Genomic DNA, 20,146 nt, shown 5'->3' on the forward strand with positions numbered 1-20,146 from the left:
GAAAGAACATGAAAGCATTTAAGAAACTCAGTGCAGCTTTATTGACTCTCTGTCTGTGCGTGTCTTGTTTTTCTTTCGTTGCACATGCAGCAGATGGAAGAATCTCTTTTACAGATCCAAGCACAGCAGTTGGTGATGAAGTAGAAGTGAAATGTGTAGTACGCTCCACAAGTTCAAGCCTTGGAAATATGGAAGTGAAGTTGAGCTATGATACGGCTTCATTGAAATTTGAATCTGGAGATGGTGTGAAGGAAAATGGCGGAGCACTGACTTATACAGGAACCGGCGGCTCTACAGAAACTTCTTTTACAATGAAGTTTCAGGCGTTAAAAGAAGGAAGCACCAAGGTTGAAGTTTCCGGCGCAACGATTGCGTCCGATGTCGGTACGACACTGACACTGGATCAGGGGAATTCAACAGTTAAGATTGCAGCGGGTGATCCATCCAAGATAAAAAGTGATTCCAAGAGCAGCAAAGCTGGAAATGCAGCAGATAAGACTGTAAAAGTAAATGGAAAGTCTTATACGCTGACAGATGAATTTTCAGATAATGATGTTCCGACGGGATATTCCAGAGTGACTGTTTCACTGGACGGAGAAGACCGTCAGATGGTGAAGAATGAAGACAGTGGCATTACACTTGGTTATTTGATGGACAGTGATAAAAAAGGTGACTTTTTCATGTATAATGAAGAAGATGCAACTTTTTCTCCATATGAGGAAGTCAGTATTTCTGACAGTACATCTATTGTTGTGCTGAGCGATACGTCCAAAGTAAAGCTTCCATCGAATTATCAGGAAGCAAAGCTGACTTTAAATGATAAAGAATTTCCGGTATGGCAGAATAGTGACAGTACAGATTATTATGTCCTGTATGCAATGAATAACAAAGGCGAGACCGGATATTATCAGTATGATTCCCAGGAGAATACTTACCAGAGAATAGATGATCCGTCTGAGACTTCTAAGACAGATACATCCAGTAAAACTACTTCCAACAAGCTTCCGGCATTTGTAAATGATCATTTACAGATGATTATTCTTGCAGGAGGAATCGGAGCAATTGTTCTTTTACTGATCCTTATTATTCTTGGTATCAAACTGCATAACCGTAACGCAGAGTTAGATGAGCTTTATGATGAGTACGGTATTGATGTGGAAGAAGAGCCGGTACCGGTAAAAAACAAAAAAGAAAAGAAGAATAAAAAAGAATCTCGTTTTGGTAAGAAAAAACAATCAGATGAAGATGATTTTGAAACTTACGACGGAGAAGATTTTGATAATGTAGATGATGGAGATGCATTTGAAGAAGCATATGTAGAAGATGATTATGATGCATATGATGCAGAAGACGCGTATGAAGATGCTTATGACGAAGATGATTTTGAAGACGAATACGATGCTTATGACGAAGACGAATTCGGAGAAATTACTTATGAAGAGGATGATTACGGCAATCTGGATAAAAATGTATTTGCCGGATATACTCCAAGAGAAGAACTTACGATTGATGATTTAGATGATCTTCTCGGAGAGACACCGAAAAAGAAGAGAGGGCATATGGAAGATGATGATACCTTTAAGGTGGATTTCATTGACCTTGATTAATTGTGAAGCTCTGGCTGTTCCTGGGTTTGGAAGAGCTGGAGCTTTTGAGCAATGTTAATATAACGGATGATATATTGTATGAAGGAGAGAAAATCATGAAATGGAATCAATTCCGATTAAAAACAACAACTGAAGCAGAAGATATTGTTAGCAGCATGCTGGCGGATCTTGGAATCGAAGGCGTGCAGATTGAAGATAAGATCCCGCTTACACAGCAGGACAAAGAGCAGATGTTTGTGGATATATTACCAGATATTCCGGAAGATGACGGAGTTGCCTATCTCACATTTTATCTTGACCCGGATCTGGATGCAGGAACGATCCTTGCACAGGTAAGGGAAGAAATGGAACAGATGCGTGCATATGTAGATGTAGGAGATGCAACGATTGAGGAATCCGAGACAGAAGATGTGGACTGGGTAAATAACTGGAAACAGTATTTCCATCAGTTCTATATTGATGATATCCTTGTAATTCCATCCTGGGAAGATGTAAAAGCAGAAGACAGTGATAAACTGGTGATCCACATTGATCCGGGTACAGCTTTTGGTACAGGAATGCATGAAACAACACAACTTTGTATCCGTGCGCTGAGAAAATATGTAAAAAATGGAGATCTTGTTTTGGATGTAGGATGCGGAAGTGGTATCCTGGGTATGCTTGCACTGAAGTTTGGTGCAGGACATTCCATCGGAACAGATCTTGATCCGTGTGCGCTTGATGCCACCCATGAAAATATGGAAGTAAACGGTATAGCAAAAGATCAATATGAAGTTATGATCGGTAATATTATTGATGATAAAGACGTGCAGGATGCTGTCGGATATGAAAAATACGACATTGTACTTGCTAACATCCTTGCGGATGTTCTGGAGCCACTGACTCCGGTAATCGTACACCAGATGAAACCGGGAGCTGTATATATTACAAGTGGTATCATTGAGGACAAAGAAACAGTTGTAACAGAGGCTGTAAAGGCGGCAGGACTGGAAGTCCTGGAAGTGAACCACCAGGGGGAATGGGTTTCTGTTGTCGCACGTAAAAATGCATAAATAAAAACAGGCAGCTCAGACAGGAGAAAAAAGATGCAGCATTTTTTTATTGAACCGTCCCAGGCAGAAGGTGAGTGGATACGTCTGAATGGTTCGGATGTGAATCATATGAAGAACGTTCTGCGTATGCATGCGGGGAAACGTGTGACAGTCAGTGACGGAGCCGGAAAGACATACCAGTGTGTGATTGATTCTTATGAAGATAAGGAGGCCGTACTTAAAATAGAATCGCAGGAAGAGAGCAGTACAGAACTTCCATCCAGAATTTATCTGTTCCAGGGACTGCCAAAGCAGGAAAAGATGGAGTGGATCGTGCAGAAGTCGGTAGAACTTGGAGCTTATCAGATTGTTCCGGTTTCCATGAAGCGCTGCGTTGTAAAATTGGATGCGAAAAAGGCAGCAAAGAAGCAGGAACGATGGCAGGAAATTTCCAGAAGTGCGGCAAAGCAGTCCGGTCGGAGTGTAATCCCGGAAGTTATACCGGTGTGTACATTTAAAGAAGCACTGGAACAGGCAAAGCAGCTGGATGTCATTCTCGTACCGTATGAATGTGCAGAAGGTATGAAAGAGACAAAAACACTTCTTGAGAAAATATGGCCGGGGCAGAGCGTTGGGATATTTATCGGACCGGAAGGCGGATTTGAAGAAGCAGAGATCGAACAGGCACTGGCGGCAGGCGCACATACGATCACACTGGGAAAGAGGATTTTAAGAACGGAGACAGCGGGACTTACAACGTTGTCGGTACTTATGTTCCATTTGGAAGAATGATACATAAGCTAATAGTGAAAATAAGCAGGAGAGAAGAACATGAAAGAAGTTTATCTGGACAATTCAGCAACAACCAGAGCTTACGACAGTGTCGGAAAACTGGTTGCGCATGTGATGTGCGAAGATTATGGCAATCCATCTTCTCTGCACAGAAAAGGCGTTGAAGCAGAACAATATATAAAAGATGCAAAAGAGACATTTGCCAGACTTTTAAAAGTACAGGAAAAAGAAATATTTTTCACATCTGGAGGAACAGAGAGTGATAATCTGGCTCTGATCGGAACAGCAATGGCAAACAGACGCGCAGGTAATCATCTGATCACGACAGGAATTGAACATCCTGCGATCATCAATACGATGCGCTATCTGGAAGAACAGGGATTCCGGGTTACATTTCTTCCGGTTGACCGTTATGGAAGAGTGCAGTTAGAGGCATTGAAGGAGGCACTCTGTGATGAAACGATACTGGTGTCTGTGATGTATGTAAATAATGAAGTTGGTTCTGTACAGCCGGTCGCAGAAGCGGCAAGTATTGTGAAAGCATATAATAAAAATATTCTGTTTCATGTAGATGCAGTACAGGGATTTGGCAAATACAGGATCCATCCGAAGAAACTGGGTGTAGATCTCTGCTCCATCAGCGGTCATAAGATTCATGGACCGAAAGGAACGGGAGTGCTGTATATTGACAGCAAAGTGAAGATCAAACCAATTCTGTTTGGAGGAGAACAGCAGAAGAATATCCGCTCCGGTACGGAAAACGTTCCGGGTATTGCAGGACTGTCTCTTGCAGCGAAGACAATTTACGAGGATCTGGATGAAAAAGTGCAGAAGATGCGTAAGCTGAAAGAGCATTTCATCGAAGGAATTGCCAGGATTGAAAATACGACGATCCATGGGCTCTATGATGAGACGAGTGCGCCGCATATTATCAGTGTCGGATTTGCAGGTATCCGAAGCGAAGTGCTCCTGCATGCACTGGAGGAAAAGGGAATCTATGTATCCTCCGGATCTGCCTGCGCTTCCAACCATCCGCAGGTGAGCGGCGTGTTAAAAGGAATCGGAGCAGGGCAGGAATTTTTAGATGCCACACTTCGCTTCAGTATGTCGGAATTTACTACATCAGAAGAGATTGACTATACTTTGGATACCCTTTATAATATAGTACCGGTGCTTAGAAAATATACCAGACACTAACCGGTCCGGAAGCGAAAAGGAGACATAAGATGAGATTTCATACTTTTTTGTTAAAATATGGAGAGATTGGAATTAAAGGAAAGAACCGTTATCTTTTTGAAGATGCACTTGTAAGACAGGTGCGTTACGCTTTAAAAGATGTAGAAGGAACTTTCAATGTTTATAAATCACAGGCACGTATTTATGTGGACTGTGAAGGTGAATATGATTATGACGATACAGTAGAGCATTTAAAAAGAGTGTTCGGACTGGTAGGTATCTGTCCGGTTGTCCGTATGGAAGATCAGGGCTTTGACCAGTTGAAAAAAGATGTCGTTGCATATATGGATGAAGTATATCCGGATAAGAAGCTTTCTTTCAAAGTGGAAGCAAGAAGAGCGAGAAAATCTTACCCGAAGACTTCCATGGAGATCAACTGTGATCTGGGAGAGGCAATTCTGGATGCATTCCCGGAGACACATGTAGATGTGCACAAACCAGATGTGATGCTGCATGTTGAAGTACGTAATGAGATTTATGTGTATTCACAGATCATTCCGGGAGCAGGTGGAATGCCGGTTGGAACAAATGGAAGTGCCATGCTTCTTCTGTCAGGCGGCATTGACAGCCCGGTTGCCGGTTATATGATCTCCAAACGTGGAGTTGGACTGGAAGCAACTTATTTCCATGCACCACCGTATACAAGTGAACGTGCAAAGCAGAAGGTTGTAGACCTTGCAAAGATTGTAGCAAGATATTCCGGACCGATCAAGCTTCATGTGGTAAACTTTACAGATATCCAGCTCTATATTTATGATCAGTGTCCGCATGATGAGCTGACGATCATTATGCGTCGTTATATGATGCGGATCGCAGAACATTTTGCAAAAGCAGACGGATGTCTTGGAATGATCACAGGAGAGAGCATTGGTCAGGTCGCAAGTCAGACAATGCATAGCCTTGCAGCGACAAATGATGTATGCACACTTCCGGTATATCGTCCGGTCATTGGATTTGACAAACAGGAGATTGTAGATATTTCAGAGAAGATCGACACTTATGAGACATCGATTCAGCCGTACGAAGACTGCTGTACGATTTTTGTGGCTAAACATCCGGTTACAAAGCCGAATATAGAAGTGATTCGCAGATCAGAGGAGAAATTGGCTGAGAAGATCGATGCTATGGTTCAGGAAGCAATCGATACAGTAGAAGTGATTGAAGTAACACCGTAAAACAAAAAAGAATGTGCTCCGGCACATTCTTTTAAAGGTTAAAAATAATTACTCTACGATGTATGGTTTTAATGTTTCGAGGATCTTGTCGATTTCGTTGTCATCAGCATGGATGTTGAGGTCAATGCTCTTAGATAAATCCAGACTGAAGATACCCATGATGGATTTGGCATCGATCACGTATCTGCCGGATACTAAATCAAAATCATAATCATATTTTGTGATTTCATTTACGAAAGATTTTACTTTGTCAATGGAATTCAAAGAAATTTTAACTGTTTTCATTGAATATACCTCCTTGGTTTCATTTTTTTCTACACGTTTATCTTAGTTTTTTGTAGTCAAAAAGTCAAGGAATAATTTGTAAAGAGAGGGAAAAAGAAAATTATGAAGAAAGCAGCATTGCATAATCTTGGATGTAAAGTAAATGCATATGAAACAGAAGCCATGCAGGAGCTTCTGGAAAAAAACGGTTATGAGATCGTGCCGTTCAAAGAAGGTGCAGATGTTTATGTAGTCAATACATGCACAGTTACAAACATTGCGGATCGTAAGTCCAGACAGATGCTGCACAAGGCAAGAAAGATGAATCCGGATGCAATCGTAGTGGCAACTGGCTGTTATGTGCAGACTGAGAATCAGGAAGTGGACGATTGCATTGATATTGTGATTGGTAATAATAAAAAGAAAGATATTGTGGAGATCCTCAAACAGTACGAAGAGGAGAGAGAAAGAACAACCGATCTTATTGATATCGGACATACAAAGGAGTATGAGAATCTTCATCTGAGCCGCACAGGAGAGCACACAAGAGCGTATATCAAAGTACAGGACGGATGTAATCAGTTCTGCTCTTACTGTATTATTCCGTATGCAAGAGGAAGAGTGCGAAGCCGTGCCAAAGAAGATGTGATCGAGGAAGTAAAGACACTTGCTGCAAATGGTTATAAGGAAGTCGTACTGACCGGAATCCATCTGAGCTCTTATGGAGTAGATATAGAGGATAATCTGCTTTCTCTTATTCTGGCTGTACACGAAGTGGATGGAATCCACCGTATCCGTCTTGGCTCACTGGAACCGGGGATTATCACGGAAGAGTTTGTCCGGACGATTTCCGCACTGCCGAAGGTGTGCCCACATTTTCACCTGTCTCTGCAAAGCGGATGTAATGCGACACTTCGCAGAATGAATCGTAGATATACGGCAGAAGAATATGCTGCAAAATGTCAGCTCCTGCGCAAATATTTTGCACATCCGGCACTTACAACCGATGTGATCACTGGATTCCCGGGAGAGACACCGGAAGAATTTGAAGAGTCCAGGGCGTTTGTAGACAGCATGGATTTCTATGAGACACATATTTTTAAATATTCTAGAAGAGAAGGTACAAAAGCTGCCGTTATGCCGGATCAGGTACCGGAGCAGATTAAGGCAGAGCGAAGCAAAGTACTGATTGCATTAAGTGAAGAGAAACAGAGCCGCTTTGAGGAAGAACTGATCGGAACTACACAGGAAGTGCTGATGGAAGAAGCTATAGAGAGAGAAGACGGAATCTGGCAGATCGGGCATACGAAGGAATATGTAAAAATTGGATATAAAACAGAAAAAAATCTGGCAAATCAGCTCATAAATGTAGAAATTGAGAGCCGTTTGCAAATAATACATTGAATTTTCGGTGTTAATAAGTTAGAATAAAATGAAAAGTATTTTTGAAGGACGTGAGTATATGAAAGATTTAAGCAGTACACAGTTTTTCCAGGTGGAAAGCGGCCCGCAGATTCAGGCAAAAGATATTCTGGAAATTGTCTATCGGGCATTGGTTGAGAAGGGATACAATCCGGTCAACCAGATCGTTGGATATATTATGTCAGGAGATCCGACTTATATTACAAGTTATAACGGAGCCAGAAGCCTGATCATGAAGATGGAGCGGGACGAACTGGTGGAAGAGATGCTCAAGACGTATATTGAGCACAACAAGTGGGTATAATATCTATGAGAATAATGGGACTGGATTACGGCTCGAAGACGGTGGGCGTTGCAATCAGCGATCCACTTGGCATTACTGCGCAGGGAATTGAGACAATTACACGCAAAGATGAGAACAAGCTGCGTAAGACCTGTGCAAGAATTGAGGCTCTGATCGAAGAGTATCAAGTGGAGAAGATCGTCATCGGGTTGCCAAAGCATATGAACAATGACATTGGAATCAGAGCTGAGAAGTCAATGGAATTCGCAGAGATGTTAAAAAGACGGACAGGTCTGGAAGTGCAGATGTGGGACGAAAGACTTACAACAATGGAAGCGGAACGTACCCTGATCGAAAGCAATATCAGACGAGAGGACCGCAAAAAATATATCGATAAAATTGCTGCAGTATTTATTTTGCAGGGATACTTGGACTCGGTAAAGTCGTGAGGTGTTTTTTGTATGGAAAAAATAAGATTTACATCGGATGAACTGCAGGAAGAGACAGAATTCTTTGTGCTGGAACAGACGAAATTAAATGGAGTGTCTTACATTCTTGTGACGGATTCAGAAGAAGACGATGCAGAGTGTTTAATTTTAAAAGATACATCAGCGGAAGAAGAAAAAGAGAGCATTTATGAGATTGTAGAAGACGAGAAAGAATTGTCAGCAATTTTAAAAGTGTTCGAGGAGTTACTGGAAGATATTGAGATTGAAAGGTAAGAACTTTATGTCTATCAGTCAGGAAAAGTTTAAACAAATGCTGAAAGAAAAAGGTTTGAAAGTTACAAACCAGAGATTGCTCGTTCTGGAAGTCCTTGCTGCACATCGGGACAGACACATGACTGCGGAGGATATCTATGAACTTGTAAAAGAAGACTATCCGGAGATTGGACTGGCGACGATATACAGGACAGTGCAGCTTTTGCTCGAGATGCAGTTGGTGGATAAGATCAATCTGGATGACGGATGTGTGCGATATGAGATTGGTGAGGCAAATGACGGAGAGGGTGAGCCACACCATCATCACCATCATCTGATCTGTAAAACATGTGGAAAAGTGTTCCCTTTCAGGGACGATTTGCTGGACGGACTAGAACGTCATATTGAGGAAGAGACAGGATTCCATGTGTTGGACCATGAGCTGAAATTCTACGGACAGTGTAAAAAATGCCGGAAAAAGTAGTACGGAGAGGCACATGGAGGTGTTAAATTGAAAAGAGAAAACAACGGAAAATTGCGTATCATTCCGCTTGGAGGTCTGGAGAAGATCGGAATGAACATTACTGCCTTTGAGTTTGAAGACAGTATTATTGTTGTGGACTGCGGTCTTGCATTCCCAGAAGATGATATGCTCGGAATCGATCTCGTTATTCCGGATGTGACATATCTGAAAGAGAACATTCAGAAAGTAAAAGGATTTGTGATCACACACGGACACGAGGATCATATTGGAGCATTATCTTATGTACTTCGTGAGATGAATCTTCCGATTTATGCAACGAAACTGACAATGGGAATTATTGAGAAGAAGCTTTCAGAGCATAATCTTCTCCGCAGTACGCGCAGAAAAGTAGTCAGACATGGACAGTCTATTAATCTTGGCAAGTTCAGGATTGAATTTATTAAAACAAATCATAGCATTCAGGATGCAGCAGCGCTTGCAATTTACTCTCCGGCAGGTATTGTTGTGCATACTGGAGACTTCAAAGTAGACTATACGCCTGTATTCGGAGATGCAATCGATTTGCAGCGTTTCGCAGAGATTGGCAAAAAAGGCGTTCTTGCGCTGATGTCAGACAGTACGAATGCAGAGAGACCGGGATTTACTCAGTCAGAGCGTACAGTCGGAATTACATTTGACCATATTTTTGCAGAGCATCAGAATACGAGAATTATTATTGCTACATTCGCTTCAAATGTAGATCGTGTTCAGCAGATCATTAACTCTGCATGCAAATACAACCGTAAGGTTGTTGTAGAAGGACGAAGTATGGTAAATATCATTCAGGTTGCACAGGAATTAGGTTATCTGAATGTACCGGACAAGACATTGATTGAGATTGATCAGTTGAAAAACTATCCACCGGAGAAGACGGTCCTGATCACGACAGGAAGTCAGGGAGAATCCATGGCAGCACTGTCACGTATGGCGGCAGATGTGCATAAGAAGGTTACAATTATGCCGGGTGATACAGTTATTTTCAGTTCTAATCCGATTCCTGGAAATGAAAAATCTGTTTCCAAGGTTATTAATGAGCTTTCTTCCAAAGGTGCCAATGTTATTTTCCAGGATGCACATGTATCCGGGCATGCCTGCCAGGAAGAACTGAAGCTTATTTATTCTCTTGTAAAACCGAAATATGCGATTCCGGTTCATGGAGAATACCGTCATTTGAAGGCCAATGCGGGAGTAGCAAGATCCCTGGGTATTCCGAAGGAAAATATTTTTCTGTTACAGTCTGGAGATGTGCTGGAAGTCAGTGAGAATGAAGCAAAAGTTGTGGATAAGGTTCACACAGGCGAGATCCTTGTAGACGGACTTGGCGTTGGAGATGTTGGGAATATTGTGTTGAGAGACCGTCAGCACCTTGCTGAAGACGGAATTTTGATCGTTGTGCTGACGCTTGAGAAAGGAAGTAATCAGTTGCTTGCGGGACCGGATATTGTATCCAGAGGATTTGTATATGTAAGAGAATCTGAAGGATTGATGGAAGAGGCACGCAATGTTCTGACAAATGCCGTGGAAGATTGTCTGACACATCAGAGAAATGCGGACTGGAGCAAGATTAAGCTTGTGATCCGTGATACGATGAATGAGTTTATCTGGAAGAGAACAAAACGTAAACCGATGATCCTTCCGATCATTATGGACGTATAGAAGAAAAAGGACGTAGTAGAGCAGTCTTTACTACGTCCTGTATTATGTCAGAAGGAGGAAGACTTTGTGATCGTAGATGACAGAATTACAACCTACCTACATTCTCTGGAAATGCCGGATATTCCGGTGATCGAAGAGATTGAAAAAGAAGCGCTGGAAGCATATGTGCCGATCATCCGAAAAGAGACACAGAGTTTCCTGAAAGTATTATTGACGATACAGAAACCGAAAAGAATTCTGGAAGTAGGAACCGCAGTAGGTTTTTCGGCTGTCTTAATGAGCCATTATATGCCAAAGGATGGACATATTATCACGATTGAGAATTATGAGAAAAGAATCCCGGTTGCCAGAGCAAATTTTGCCAGGGCGGAGAAAGAAGATAAGATCACATTGCTGGAGGGAGATGCTCTTGAAGTGATGAAAACGCTGGAAGGACCGTATGATTTTATTTTTATGGACGCAGCGAAAGGACAGTATATTCATTATATGCCGGAAGTACTGCGTCTGTTGGCGCCGGAAGGAGTACTGATGTCAGACAATGTACTTCAAGACGGCGATATAACACAGTCAAGATTTGCTGTTGAAAGAAGGAATCGTACAATTCACAGTCGCATGCGGGAATACTTGTATGAACTGAAACACCACGAAGGACTTCAGACATCCATTCTTCCACTGGGAGACGGGGTGGCACTGAGTGTGAAAAAGGAGGAAGAAAAGTAAGATGAATGGTAGACGACCGGAATTATTAATTCCAGCAAGTAATCTGGAAGTACTCAAAGTGGCGGTTATGTTTGGAGCCGATGCTGTTTATATCGGAGGAGAGGCATTCGGATTACGTGCAAAAGCAAAGAATTTTTCCAAAGATGATATGGCTGCCGGAATCCGTTTTGCGCATGAACATGGTGTACGTGTGCATGTTACCGTAAATATTCTGGCACATAATGATGATCTGGAAGGCGTGCGGGAATATCTCTGCGAATTGAAGGAATTAAAACCAGATGCGCTGATCATTGCAGATCCGGCAATCTTTGAAATGGCAAAAGAGATCTGCCCGGACATTGAACGTCATGTCAGTACACAGGCGAATAATACAAATTATGGCACTTACAATTTCTGGTGGAAACAGGGAGCAAAAAGAGTAGTTTCGGCAAGAGAACTGTCCTTGAAAGAGATTTCTGAGATTCGTAAGCATATTCCGGAGGAGATGGAGATTGAAAGTTTTATTCACGGTGCAATGTGCATTTCTTATTCCGGAAGATGTCTACTCAGCAATTTCTTTACCGGAAGAGATGCGAATCAGGGAGCCTGTACACACCCGTGCCGTTGGAAATATGCAGTTGTAGAGGAAAAAAGGCCGGGACAGTATATGCCGGTATATGAAAATGAAAGAGGAACTTACATTTTCAATTCCAAGGATCTTTGTATGATCGAGCACATTCCGGAGATGATCGAAGCAGGAATTGACAGTTTCAAGATTGAAGGACGTATGAAGACGGCGCTGTATGTCGCAACAGTTGCAAGAACATACCGCCTTGCGATTGATGACTATCTGAAAGATCCGAAGCTGTATGAAGAACATATGCTGTGGTATCTGGATCAGATTTCCAATTGCACATATCGGCAGTTTACAACCGGATTTTACTTTGGAAAACCGGATGAGACAAGTCAGATTTACGACAGCAACACTTATGTAAGAGAATACACATATCTTGGAATTATTGGCAAAGAGTCAGACGGAAGATACCGCATTGAGCAGAGAAATAAATTTTCGGTTGGCGAGACGATTGAGATTATGAAGCCGGATGGACAAAACATAGAGACGGTTGTCCGGGCGATTATCAATGAAGACGGGGAAACACAGGAGAGTGCCCCGCATTCCAAACAGGTTCTCTATATCGAACTGGATAAAAAAGCAGAGAAGTATGATATTTTAAGAAGAGCGGAAGACATAGAGGCTTAAAAACAGATGATTTGAGAATATAGGATGTCAGACAGAGAAACCTATTATATGCGGACTCTGTCTGGCATTCTTTTCTATGCCAGAAAACTTCGTCCTAAAGCGCTTTTATAAAAAATGATTGTATTTTCGATAGAGATACAGTATACTATTAGCCACATAAGAAAGAGAGTCCGGCAGATCTTAACCGGAACATCTATAATCTGAAATTGTCACATATGCGTGATGGTTTTCATAAACAGATCTTATAATTTTTCAACAAAGACATAAACAGATACGATCCAACAAAATACCAGAAAAAGATCATAACAGATGGAAAAGCACAAAAAAGAATACTCTTACATAAACTATAAGCAAATACCCTGAGAGGTGCGTTCCTTGAAATCATTTCCGAAACCCCTCACTGCAGCAGAAGAAGCTTATTATATGCAAAAGTATACAGAGGGCGACCTGAAAGCAAAACATATTCTGATCGAACGGAATTTGCGCCTTGTTGCACATATTGTGAAAAAATATCCATCCAGAGAGGAGGATGTGGAAGATCTTTTGTCGATCGGGACAATCGGGCTTATTAAAGCAGTTGTAAGTTTTGATCCGGAAAAACGTGTGCGTCTGGGAACATATGCGGCGCGGTGCATTGAAAATGAGATATTGATGCATCTGCGTGCGAAGAAAAAAATGTCCCGGGAAATTTCACTGTACGAGCCGATCGGGACAGACAGGGAAGGCAATGAAATCCAGCTTTTTGATGTGATCGAAACAAAAGAAGAAGATGCGCACAGACATGCGGAATTAAAAGAATCGGTCCGGATTTTGTATGCAAAAATGGAGTCGGAATTATCTCAGAGAGAACGGCTGGTTCTGAAAATGCGATACGGACTTTATGGGGAAGAGGAGTATACGCAGAGGGAGATTGCCGGACAGCTTGGAATTTCTCGTTCTTATGTATCACGGATTGAGAAAAGTGCGATCGAAAAACTGCGTACATTTTTTTAGCTGTTATAGCGGCCGGAGGAAACTGTCGCTGGCGGAGTTTTGCAGGTACAGCAGTAAACGCATGGAATAAGCAGGAAGAAAGAGGTGGATACATGGGAGTTTGTATAGTAAATTCAGCAGTGATTCAGGGTGTTGAAGCGAAGATGATACAGGTGGAGGCAGATGTCAGCAATGGTCTGCCTGTGTTTCATATGGTGGGATATCTGTCCGGTGAGGTACGGGAGGCAGCAGAACGTGTGCGGACAGCGATCCGTAACAGTGGTATTGTGCTGCCTCCGAAGAAAATCATTGTAAATCTGGCGCCCGGCTCAATAAGGAAAAAAGGAACAGCGTTTGACCTTCCTATTGCATTAAGTATTATGGCAGCACTTGAAATATTTCCAGAAGAACGATTGCGAGATGTAATGGTTGCCGGTGAACTGGGGCTGGACGGAAGTGTACAAAAGGTCTCCGGAATTTTACCAATCGTACAGAAAGCAGGAAGAGAAGGCTTTAAGTGCTGTATTGTACCGGAGCAGAATGCGGCGGAAGGTGCACTGGTAGAAAAGATCACGGTATATGGTGTGAATTCACTGGAGGAAGTGTGCAGTTATCTGAAAGGAGAAAAAAAGCTGGAACCGGCGATGTGCAAAGATGCCAGAGAATGTGGGAGACTGTTGGATTCGGAACTTTTGGATTACAGTGAGATACAGGGACAAGAAATTGTAAAAAGAGCTGCGACAGTGGCGGTTGCCGGTGGACATAACCTGCTGTTAGTTGGACCACCGGGAAGTGGAAAGACGATGGCTGCAAAGAGAATTCCAACCATTTTACCGAAGCCTTCATTGGAAGAATCGATGGAAGTTACAAGTCTCTACAGTGTCGTTGGAAAAGTGGAGGAAACCCATCCGTTGATGTTAGGAAGACCGTTCCGGGAGGTGCATCATACGGTTACAAAAGCGGCATTGATCGGTGGCGGGAATTACCCGGTTCCGGGAGAGATCAGTCTGGCACATGGAGGCGTCCTCTTCCTGGACGAGCTTGCGGAGTTTAAAAAGTCTGTTCTGGAAGTGCTCCGCCAGCCTTTGGAAGAGCAGAAGATCCATCTCGCCAGGAATCAGGCAAATTATACATTTCCGGCAGATTTCATGCTTGTTGCGGCAATGAACCCATGTCCCTGCGGAAATTATCCGGCTCAGACGTGTACATGCACACCACAGCAGATCCAGAATTATCTGGCAAGGATCAGTCAGCCGTTTTTAGACCGGTTGGATATCTGCATCGAAACACCGCGCGTGGATTATGCGGCCCTCCATACACAACAGAAGCAGGAACGCTCAGTAGATATACGTGCACGCGTGTGTGCAGCGAGAGAAATACAGAAAAAGAGATATGAAGGATTGCCGTTTTCGGTAAATGCAAGGCTGGGAGCAAAGGAAATCCGAAAACACTGTGTGCTAGACGCTGTGACGGAACAGATTATGGAGCAGGCATTCTGTACACTTGGTCTGACAGCGCGGACATATCATAAGATTCTGCGTGTGGCACGGACGATCGCAGATCTTGCCGGAAGTGAGGTGATCACTCCGGCGCATATTAAAGAGGCAATCGGATACCGTACGGTAGATAAAAAATACTGGGGGAAAGGCTTATGATTTATGAATATTGGTATGCGGGGATTTCCGGGCTTAACTGTATGAAAAAGAAAAAACTGCGTGAAATTTTAAAGACAGCAGAAATGATTTATTATATAGAAGAAATAAAATTAACAGAACTGGGGATACTGACGGACAGAGAAATCCAGGCACTTATAAAAGCAAAAAAACAGCAGGATATAAAAGAAAAATGGGAGATGCTGGAAGAGAAAAATATCCGTTTTATTCCGTATTTTTCGGAAGAATATCCAGTGCGCCTTAAGAATATTCCGGCGCCTCCATATGCACTCTATGTGAGAGGTAGGCTGCCGGACAGTGACAGACTTGCGGCTGCTTTGGTGGGTGCAAGAAACTGTACGCATTATGGCGAGAGAATGGCATTAGAATATGGAGAAAAGCTGGCAGAAAACGGGATTAGTATTATCAGCGGGATGGCAAGAGGAATTGACGGCGCCGGACAAAGAGGTGCATTAAATGCCGGGGGAATGACATATGGTATATTAGGATGTGGCGTGGATATCTGTTATCCGGGAGAACATCGCGGACTATATCAGGATCTGATCAAAAAAGGCGGTGTGATTTCAGAACAGAGTCCGGGAAGCCCGCCTCTTGCCAGGTACTTTCCTGCGCGTAACCGTATCATCAGCGGGATGGCAGATATCGTACTTGTAATAGAAGCAAAAGAAAAAAGCGGCTCTCTTATTACGGCAGACCAGGCGCTGGAACAGGGGAAGGAAGTTTATGCACTTCCGGGACCTGTAACAAGCCTTTTAAGTCAGGGGTGTCACCGGCTGATCGCGCAAGGTGCAGGGATTTTGCTAAGTCCGGAAGACCTGATGGAAACGATGGGGATTTGTTTGTCAAAAAGCAGACAAAATAAATCATCGGAGAAAAAAGTACTTGAAAGTCCAGAAAATATGGTGTATAGTTGTGTCGGTTTGTTTCCAAAGGGACTTCAGGAGCTTGCGCAGGAGACAAAACTGGCTCCGGAGATACTTATGGAAGAGTTGATAACGCTTGAACTGCAAGGGTTTGTCAAAGAAATATCGAAGAATTATTATGTGAAAATGCGCTAAAAAGCGGGGCGGATTTTATGGAGGAAATCATATATGGCACGTTATCTTGTGATCGTGGAGTCACCGACGAAGGTGAAGACAATTAAAAAATTTTTAGGAAGTAATTATGTAGTCGTAGCGTCTAACGGACATGTGCGCGATCTGCCGAAGAGCCAGCTTGGTGTCGGACCTGAGAATGACTATGAACCAAAGTATATAACAATCCGTGGCAAGGGAGAGATTCTTGCAAATCTTCGAAAAGAAGTGAAAAAAGCAGATAAAGTATATCTTGCAACTGACCCGGACCGCGAAGGAGAAGCGATTTCCTGGCATTTATGCAAAGCACTGAAACTGGAAAACAAGAAAACGTACCGAATCAGTTTTAATGAGATTACGAAAAACGCAGTCAAAGCATCTCTGAAAAATGCCAGAGAGATTGATATGGATCTGGTAGATGCCCAGCAGGCGAGACGTGTCCTTGACCGCGTGGTTGGATATAAAATCAGCCCGGTACTCTGGGCGAAAGTAAAAAGAGGTTTAAGTGCGGGACGCGTACAGTCTGTAGCACTTCGTATCATTGCTGATCGTGAAGAAGAGATCAATGCATTTATTCCGGAAGAATACTGGAGCCTGGATGCGAATCTGAAAGTCAAAGGCGAGAGAAAACTCCTGAATGCCAAGTTTTACGGAACAGATAAGAAAAAGATGACGATTTCATCCAAAGAGGAACTGGATAAGATCTTAAAAGAATTAGAAGGTGCATCTTATGAAGTCGCTGAGATTAAAAAAGGGGAACGTACAAAGAAAGCACCGGTTCCATTTACAACCAGTACATTACAGCAGGAAGCATCCAAAGCATTGAATTTTGCTACAGGAAAAACGATGCAGATCGCACAGCAGTTGTATGAAGGTGTCGATATCAAAGGAAATGGAACCGTCGGTCTGATCACGTATCTGCGTACCGATTCTACTCGTATTTCAGATGAAGCAGATGCAAATGTACGTGCTTATATCGGAGAACAGTACGGAGAAGAGTATGTTGCAGTTGGAGAAACAAAAGCAAAGACAGGCGGCAAGATCATCCAGGATGCGCATGAGGCGATCCGTCCGACAGATCCGGCAAGAACACCGGCGGCAATCAAAGAATCTCTGACAAGAGATCAGTTCCGTTTGTATCAGCTTATCTGGAAGCGTTTCCTTGCCAGCAGAATGCAGCCGGCAAAATATGAGACAACATCTGTGAAGATCAGTGCAGGAAAATATCGTTTTACAGTAGCTGCTTCCAAGATTGTATTCCAGGGATTCAGACTGGTTTATACAGAAGCAGGAGAAGAGAAAGAAGAAAAATCTGTATTGATGAAAGGGCTGGATATGGATTCAAAGCTCACAAAAGAAAGTTTTGATACGAAGCAGCACTTTACACAGCCACCGGCACATTATACAGAAGCAACACTTGTAAAAGCTCTGGAAGAACTGGGCATTGGACGTCCAAGCACGTATGCACCGACAATTTCAACGATTATTGCCAGAAGATATGTTGCAAAAGAGAACAAGAATCTGTATCTGACAGAACTGGGAGAAGTTGTAGATAATATCATGTTACAGTCCTTCCCAAGTATTGTAGATGTGAATTTTACAGCCAACATGGAAAGCCTGCTTGATGGTGTGGCAGAAGGCAAGGTAAAATGGAAGACGATTATCGAGAACTTCTATCCGGATATTGAAGCCGCAGTGGAAAAGGCACAGAAAGAATTAGAGACAGTCAAGATCGAAGATGAAGTGACTGACGTTGTCTGTGAACAGTGCGGACGCAACATGGTCATCAAATACGGTCCACACGGAAAATTCCTCGCATGTCCAGGATTCCCGGAGTGTAGAAATACAAAGCCTTATCTGGAAAAAATCGGTGTTTCTTGTCCGCTTTGTGGAAAAGATGTTGTGCTTCGTAAGACAAAGAAAGGCAGAAAATATTACGGATGTGAAGACAATCCGGACTGTGAATTTATGTCATGGCAGAAACCGGTTCAGAAAAAGTGTCCGAGATGTGGAAATTATATGGTCGAAAAGGGAAATAAGATCTGTTGTAGTGACGCTCAGTGCGGATATGTAGAAAATAAGAAAAATTCTGATAAATAACAATAATATTCGTTGAATTATAGTGAATTGTATGATAATATAACTTCATAGGATGGAGGAGTGCAAATGAGTGTACAATTATTAGACAAAACTAGAAAAATCAACAAGTTACTTCACAACAATAATTCAAGTAAAGTGGTCTTTAATGATATTTGTGAAGTTCTGACAGAGATTCTGTCATCGAATGTACTGGTGGTCAGCAAAAAAGGAAAAGTTCTCGGAGGAAGCAAATGTACAGGTGTTCCGTATATAGAAGAACTGATCCAGAAGGAAGTAGGCAGACATATTGATGATATGTTAAATGAACGTCTGCTCAGCATTCTTTCGACAAAGGAAAATGTGAATCTTGAGACTCTTGGATTTTCGGAAGAAGCCTCAAAAGGTTATCAGGCTATTATAACTCCAATCGATATCGCAGGAGAGAGACTCGGCACATTATTCATCTATAAGAAAGACGAAGTATATGAGATTGATGATATCATTTTAAGTGAATATGGAACAACAGTTGTTGGTCTTGAGATGCTTCGTTCTGTAAATGAAGAAAGTGCGGAGGAAACAAGAAAAGAACACATTGTACAGTCAGCCATCAGCACACTTTCTTATTCTGAACTGGAAGCGATCATTCATATTTTTGATGAACTGGATGGTACAGAAGGAATCCTGGTTGCAAGCAAGATTGCAGACCGTGTAGGAATCACTCGTTCTGTGATCGTGAATGCGCTTCGCAAGTTTGAGAGTGCCGGAGTTATTGAATCCAGATCTTCCGGTATGAAGGGGACTTATATCAAAGTTGTGAATGATTATGTATTTACGGAACTGGATAAGATCAAAGCAGAGCGCAACAATTAAGATGAAGTATAAGGGTATCGGGAGACTGGTACCCTTTTCTTTGATTGAAGATGAGATGAATTTTACTGGAGGATATAATGGAAAAATTTCAGGACGATACGGTGAAACTCGAGATGATAAAAACGATTCTTGACGGGGGATATTTTAACGATAATATCTATCTGTGTAAGATGATTAAGTATAATGAAGAAGAGGAATGCATATATCTGTTAACGGGGAAGACGGAACTGTCAGAATTTTCTTTGGACAGTATCTATGAGTGCACGATGACGGATGAGGAAGAAGAGGTCAAATGCAGAGGAAAGATTGTCGAACGGTACTGGGATAAGAGAGGAAAAGTACTTGTTTTCCATGTGGAAAATGGATTTTATAAAAATACTGTAAACTAAACAAAGGCGGTTGACAAAATATTAAGAGAGTGCTATTTTATATCTAGAGTTTCTTAGCACTCTCTTTTTGTGAGTGCTAACAAAATAAATAAGTATATCATTTAAGGAGGAATAAATATGAAATTAGTACCATTAGGAGACAGGGTTGTATTAAAACAGTTGGTTGCAGAAGAGACAACAAAATCAGGAATCGTAATTCCTGGACAGTCTAAAGAAAAACCACAGCAGGCAGAGATCATTGCTGTAGGACCTGGTGGAACAGTTGACGGAAAAGAAGTGAAGATGAATGTCACTGTAGGACAGAAAGTTATTTATTCTAAATACGCAGGAACATCTGTAGAGCTTGATGATGAAGAATATATTATCGTAAAACAGGACGATATCCTTGCAATTTGTGAGTAAGATGTAGATGTAAGAAGAGAAACAAAGATTATAGGAGG

21 protein-coding genes are annotated in these 20,146 nt (G+C 42.2%); 20 read left to right on the forward strand and 1 reads right to left on the reverse strand.

The features are described 5' to 3' along the window. Positions 1 to 8: 8 nt before the first annotated feature. The 5 genes from DW152_RS00660 (at position 9) to thiI (ending at position 5,841) form a co-directional block, all read left to right on the forward strand. Positions 9 to 1,607 carry a cohesin domain-containing protein gene (locus DW152_RS00660; protein WP_118287754.1) on the forward strand — a complete coding sequence of 533 codons (1,599 nt, stop codon included), beginning with the start codon at positions 9 to 11 and terminating at the stop codon, positions 1,605 to 1,607. 95 nt (positions 1,608 to 1,702) lie between these two features. Beyond that, positions 1,703 to 2,659, forward strand: coding sequence for a 50S ribosomal protein L11 methyltransferase (gene prmA, locus DW152_RS00665; protein ID WP_117538187.1), 957 nt, complete (start codon positions 1,703 to 1,705; stop codon positions 2,657 to 2,659). A gap of 33 nt (positions 2,660 to 2,692) precedes the next feature. Beyond that, the gene (locus DW152_RS00670; protein WP_118287755.1) at positions 2,693 to 3,430 is read left to right on the forward strand and encodes a 16S rRNA (uracil(1498)-N(3))-methyltransferase; all 738 of its coding nucleotides are present in this window, start codon (positions 2,693 to 2,695) and stop codon (positions 3,428 to 3,430) included. A gap of 39 nt (positions 3,431 to 3,469) precedes the next feature. After that, the gene (locus DW152_RS00675; protein ID WP_117538141.1) at positions 3,470 to 4,627 is read left to right on the forward strand and encodes a cysteine desulfurase family protein; all 1,158 of its coding nucleotides are present in this window, start codon (positions 3,470 to 3,472) and stop codon (positions 4,625 to 4,627) included. Between the two features lie 29 nt (positions 4,628 to 4,656). Further along, on the forward strand, positions 4,657 to 5,841 hold the full coding sequence (gene thiI / locus DW152_RS00680) for a tRNA uracil 4-sulfurtransferase ThiI (RefSeq protein ID WP_118287756.1): 1,185 nt from the start codon (positions 4,657 to 4,659) through the stop codon (positions 5,839 to 5,841). A gap of 48 nt (positions 5,842 to 5,889) precedes the next feature. Here thiI and DW152_RS00685 read toward each other — a convergent pair whose 3' ends face one another. Further along, positions 5,890 to 6,126 (reverse strand): HPr family phosphocarrier protein, encoded by a 237-nt coding sequence (locus DW152_RS00685; RefSeq protein ID WP_118287757.1) that lies wholly within the window; start codon positions 6,124 to 6,126, stop codon positions 5,890 to 5,892. A gap of 102 nt (positions 6,127 to 6,228) precedes the next feature. On the opposite strand from DW152_RS00685, the gene mtaB reads away from it, so the two are divergent. From mtaB to DW152_RS00760, 15 genes are all read left to right on the forward strand, one after another. Beyond that, on the forward strand, positions 6,229 to 7,509 hold the full coding sequence (gene mtaB, locus DW152_RS00690) for a tRNA (N(6)-L-threonylcarbamoyladenosine(37)-C(2))-methylthiotransferase MtaB (RefSeq protein ID WP_118287758.1): 1,281 nt from the start codon (positions 6,229 to 6,231) through the stop codon (positions 7,507 to 7,509). Between the two features lie 58 nt (positions 7,510 to 7,567). Then, positions 7,568 to 7,831, forward strand: coding sequence for an IreB family regulatory phosphoprotein (locus DW152_RS00695; protein WP_021861610.1), 264 nt, complete (start codon positions 7,568 to 7,570; stop codon positions 7,829 to 7,831). A 5-nt stretch (positions 7,832 to 7,836) separates the two neighbouring features. Next, the gene (ruvX, locus tag DW152_RS00700; RefSeq protein ID WP_117538144.1) at positions 7,837 to 8,259 is read left to right on the forward strand and encodes a Holliday junction resolvase RuvX; all 423 of its coding nucleotides are present in this window, start codon (positions 7,837 to 7,839) and stop codon (positions 8,257 to 8,259) included. 12 nt (positions 8,260 to 8,271) lie between these two features. After that, on the forward strand, positions 8,272 to 8,532 hold the full coding sequence (locus DW152_RS00705) for a DUF1292 domain-containing protein (RefSeq protein WP_117538145.1): 261 nt from the start codon (positions 8,272 to 8,274) through the stop codon (positions 8,530 to 8,532). Between the two features lie 7 nt (positions 8,533 to 8,539). Beyond that, positions 8,540 to 8,995 (forward strand): Fur family transcriptional regulator, encoded by a 456-nt coding sequence (locus tag DW152_RS00710; protein WP_021861607.1) that lies wholly within the window; start codon positions 8,540 to 8,542, stop codon positions 8,993 to 8,995. 27 nt (positions 8,996 to 9,022) lie between these two features. After that, a complete protein-coding gene (locus DW152_RS00715; RefSeq protein WP_021861606.1) occupies positions 9,023 to 10,690 on the forward strand; it encodes a ribonuclease J in 1,668 nt (555 codons plus the stop codon). A gap of 66 nt (positions 10,691 to 10,756) precedes the next feature. Continuing rightward, on the forward strand, positions 10,757 to 11,410 hold the full coding sequence (locus DW152_RS00720; protein ID WP_118287759.1) for an O-methyltransferase: 654 nt from the start codon (positions 10,757 to 10,759) through the stop codon (positions 11,408 to 11,410). Between the two features lies 1 nt (position 11,411). Then, a complete protein-coding gene (locus DW152_RS00725) occupies positions 11,412 to 12,650 on the forward strand; it encodes a peptidase U32 family protein (protein ID WP_021861604.1) in 1,239 nt (412 codons plus the stop codon). 375 nt (positions 12,651 to 13,025) lie between these two features. Beyond that, positions 13,026 to 13,643 carry an RNA polymerase sporulation sigma factor SigK gene (sigK, locus tag DW152_RS00730; protein WP_117538148.1) on the forward strand — a complete coding sequence of 206 codons (618 nt, stop codon included), beginning with the start codon at positions 13,026 to 13,028 and terminating at the stop codon, positions 13,641 to 13,643. A 92-nt stretch (positions 13,644 to 13,735) separates the two neighbouring features. Beyond that, positions 13,736 to 15,277 (forward strand): YifB family Mg chelatase-like AAA ATPase, encoded by a 1,542-nt coding sequence (locus DW152_RS00735; protein WP_117538149.1) that lies wholly within the window; start codon positions 13,736 to 13,738, stop codon positions 15,275 to 15,277. Then, on the forward strand, positions 15,274 to 16,353 hold the full coding sequence (dprA, locus tag DW152_RS00740) for a DNA-processing protein DprA (RefSeq protein WP_118287760.1): 1,080 nt from the start codon (positions 15,274 to 15,276) through the stop codon (positions 16,351 to 16,353). The genes DW152_RS00735 and dprA overlap by 4 nt, the downstream gene beginning before the upstream one ends. Positions 16,354 to 16,386: 33 nt before the next feature. Beyond that, complete coding sequence (topA, locus tag DW152_RS00745) at positions 16,387 to 18,468, forward strand: type I DNA topoisomerase (RefSeq protein WP_118287761.1); 2,082 nt, start codon at positions 16,387 to 16,389, stop codon at positions 18,466 to 18,468. A gap of 66 nt (positions 18,469 to 18,534) precedes the next feature. Further along, a complete protein-coding gene (gene codY, locus DW152_RS00750; protein ID WP_021861599.1) occupies positions 18,535 to 19,317 on the forward strand; it encodes a GTP-sensing pleiotropic transcriptional regulator CodY in 783 nt (260 codons plus the stop codon). Positions 19,318 to 19,394: 77 nt separating this feature from the next. After that, positions 19,395 to 19,706: a hypothetical protein gene (locus tag DW152_RS00755; RefSeq protein WP_021861598.1), complete on the forward strand. Its 312-nt coding sequence runs from the start codon at positions 19,395 to 19,397 to the stop codon at positions 19,704 to 19,706. A gap of 117 nt (positions 19,707 to 19,823) precedes the next feature. Continuing rightward, the gene (locus DW152_RS00760) at positions 19,824 to 20,108 is read left to right on the forward strand and encodes a co-chaperone GroES (protein ID WP_021861597.1); all 285 of its coding nucleotides are present in this window, start codon (positions 19,824 to 19,826) and stop codon (positions 20,106 to 20,108) included. Positions 20,109 to 20,146: the final 38 nt, after the last annotated feature.

The sequence above is a fragment of the Dorea sp. AM13-35 genome, from assembly GCF_003473885.1.
GTDB classification, from domain to species: Bacteria; Bacillota; Clostridia; order Lachnospirales; family Lachnospiraceae; genus Dorea_D; species Dorea_D hominis.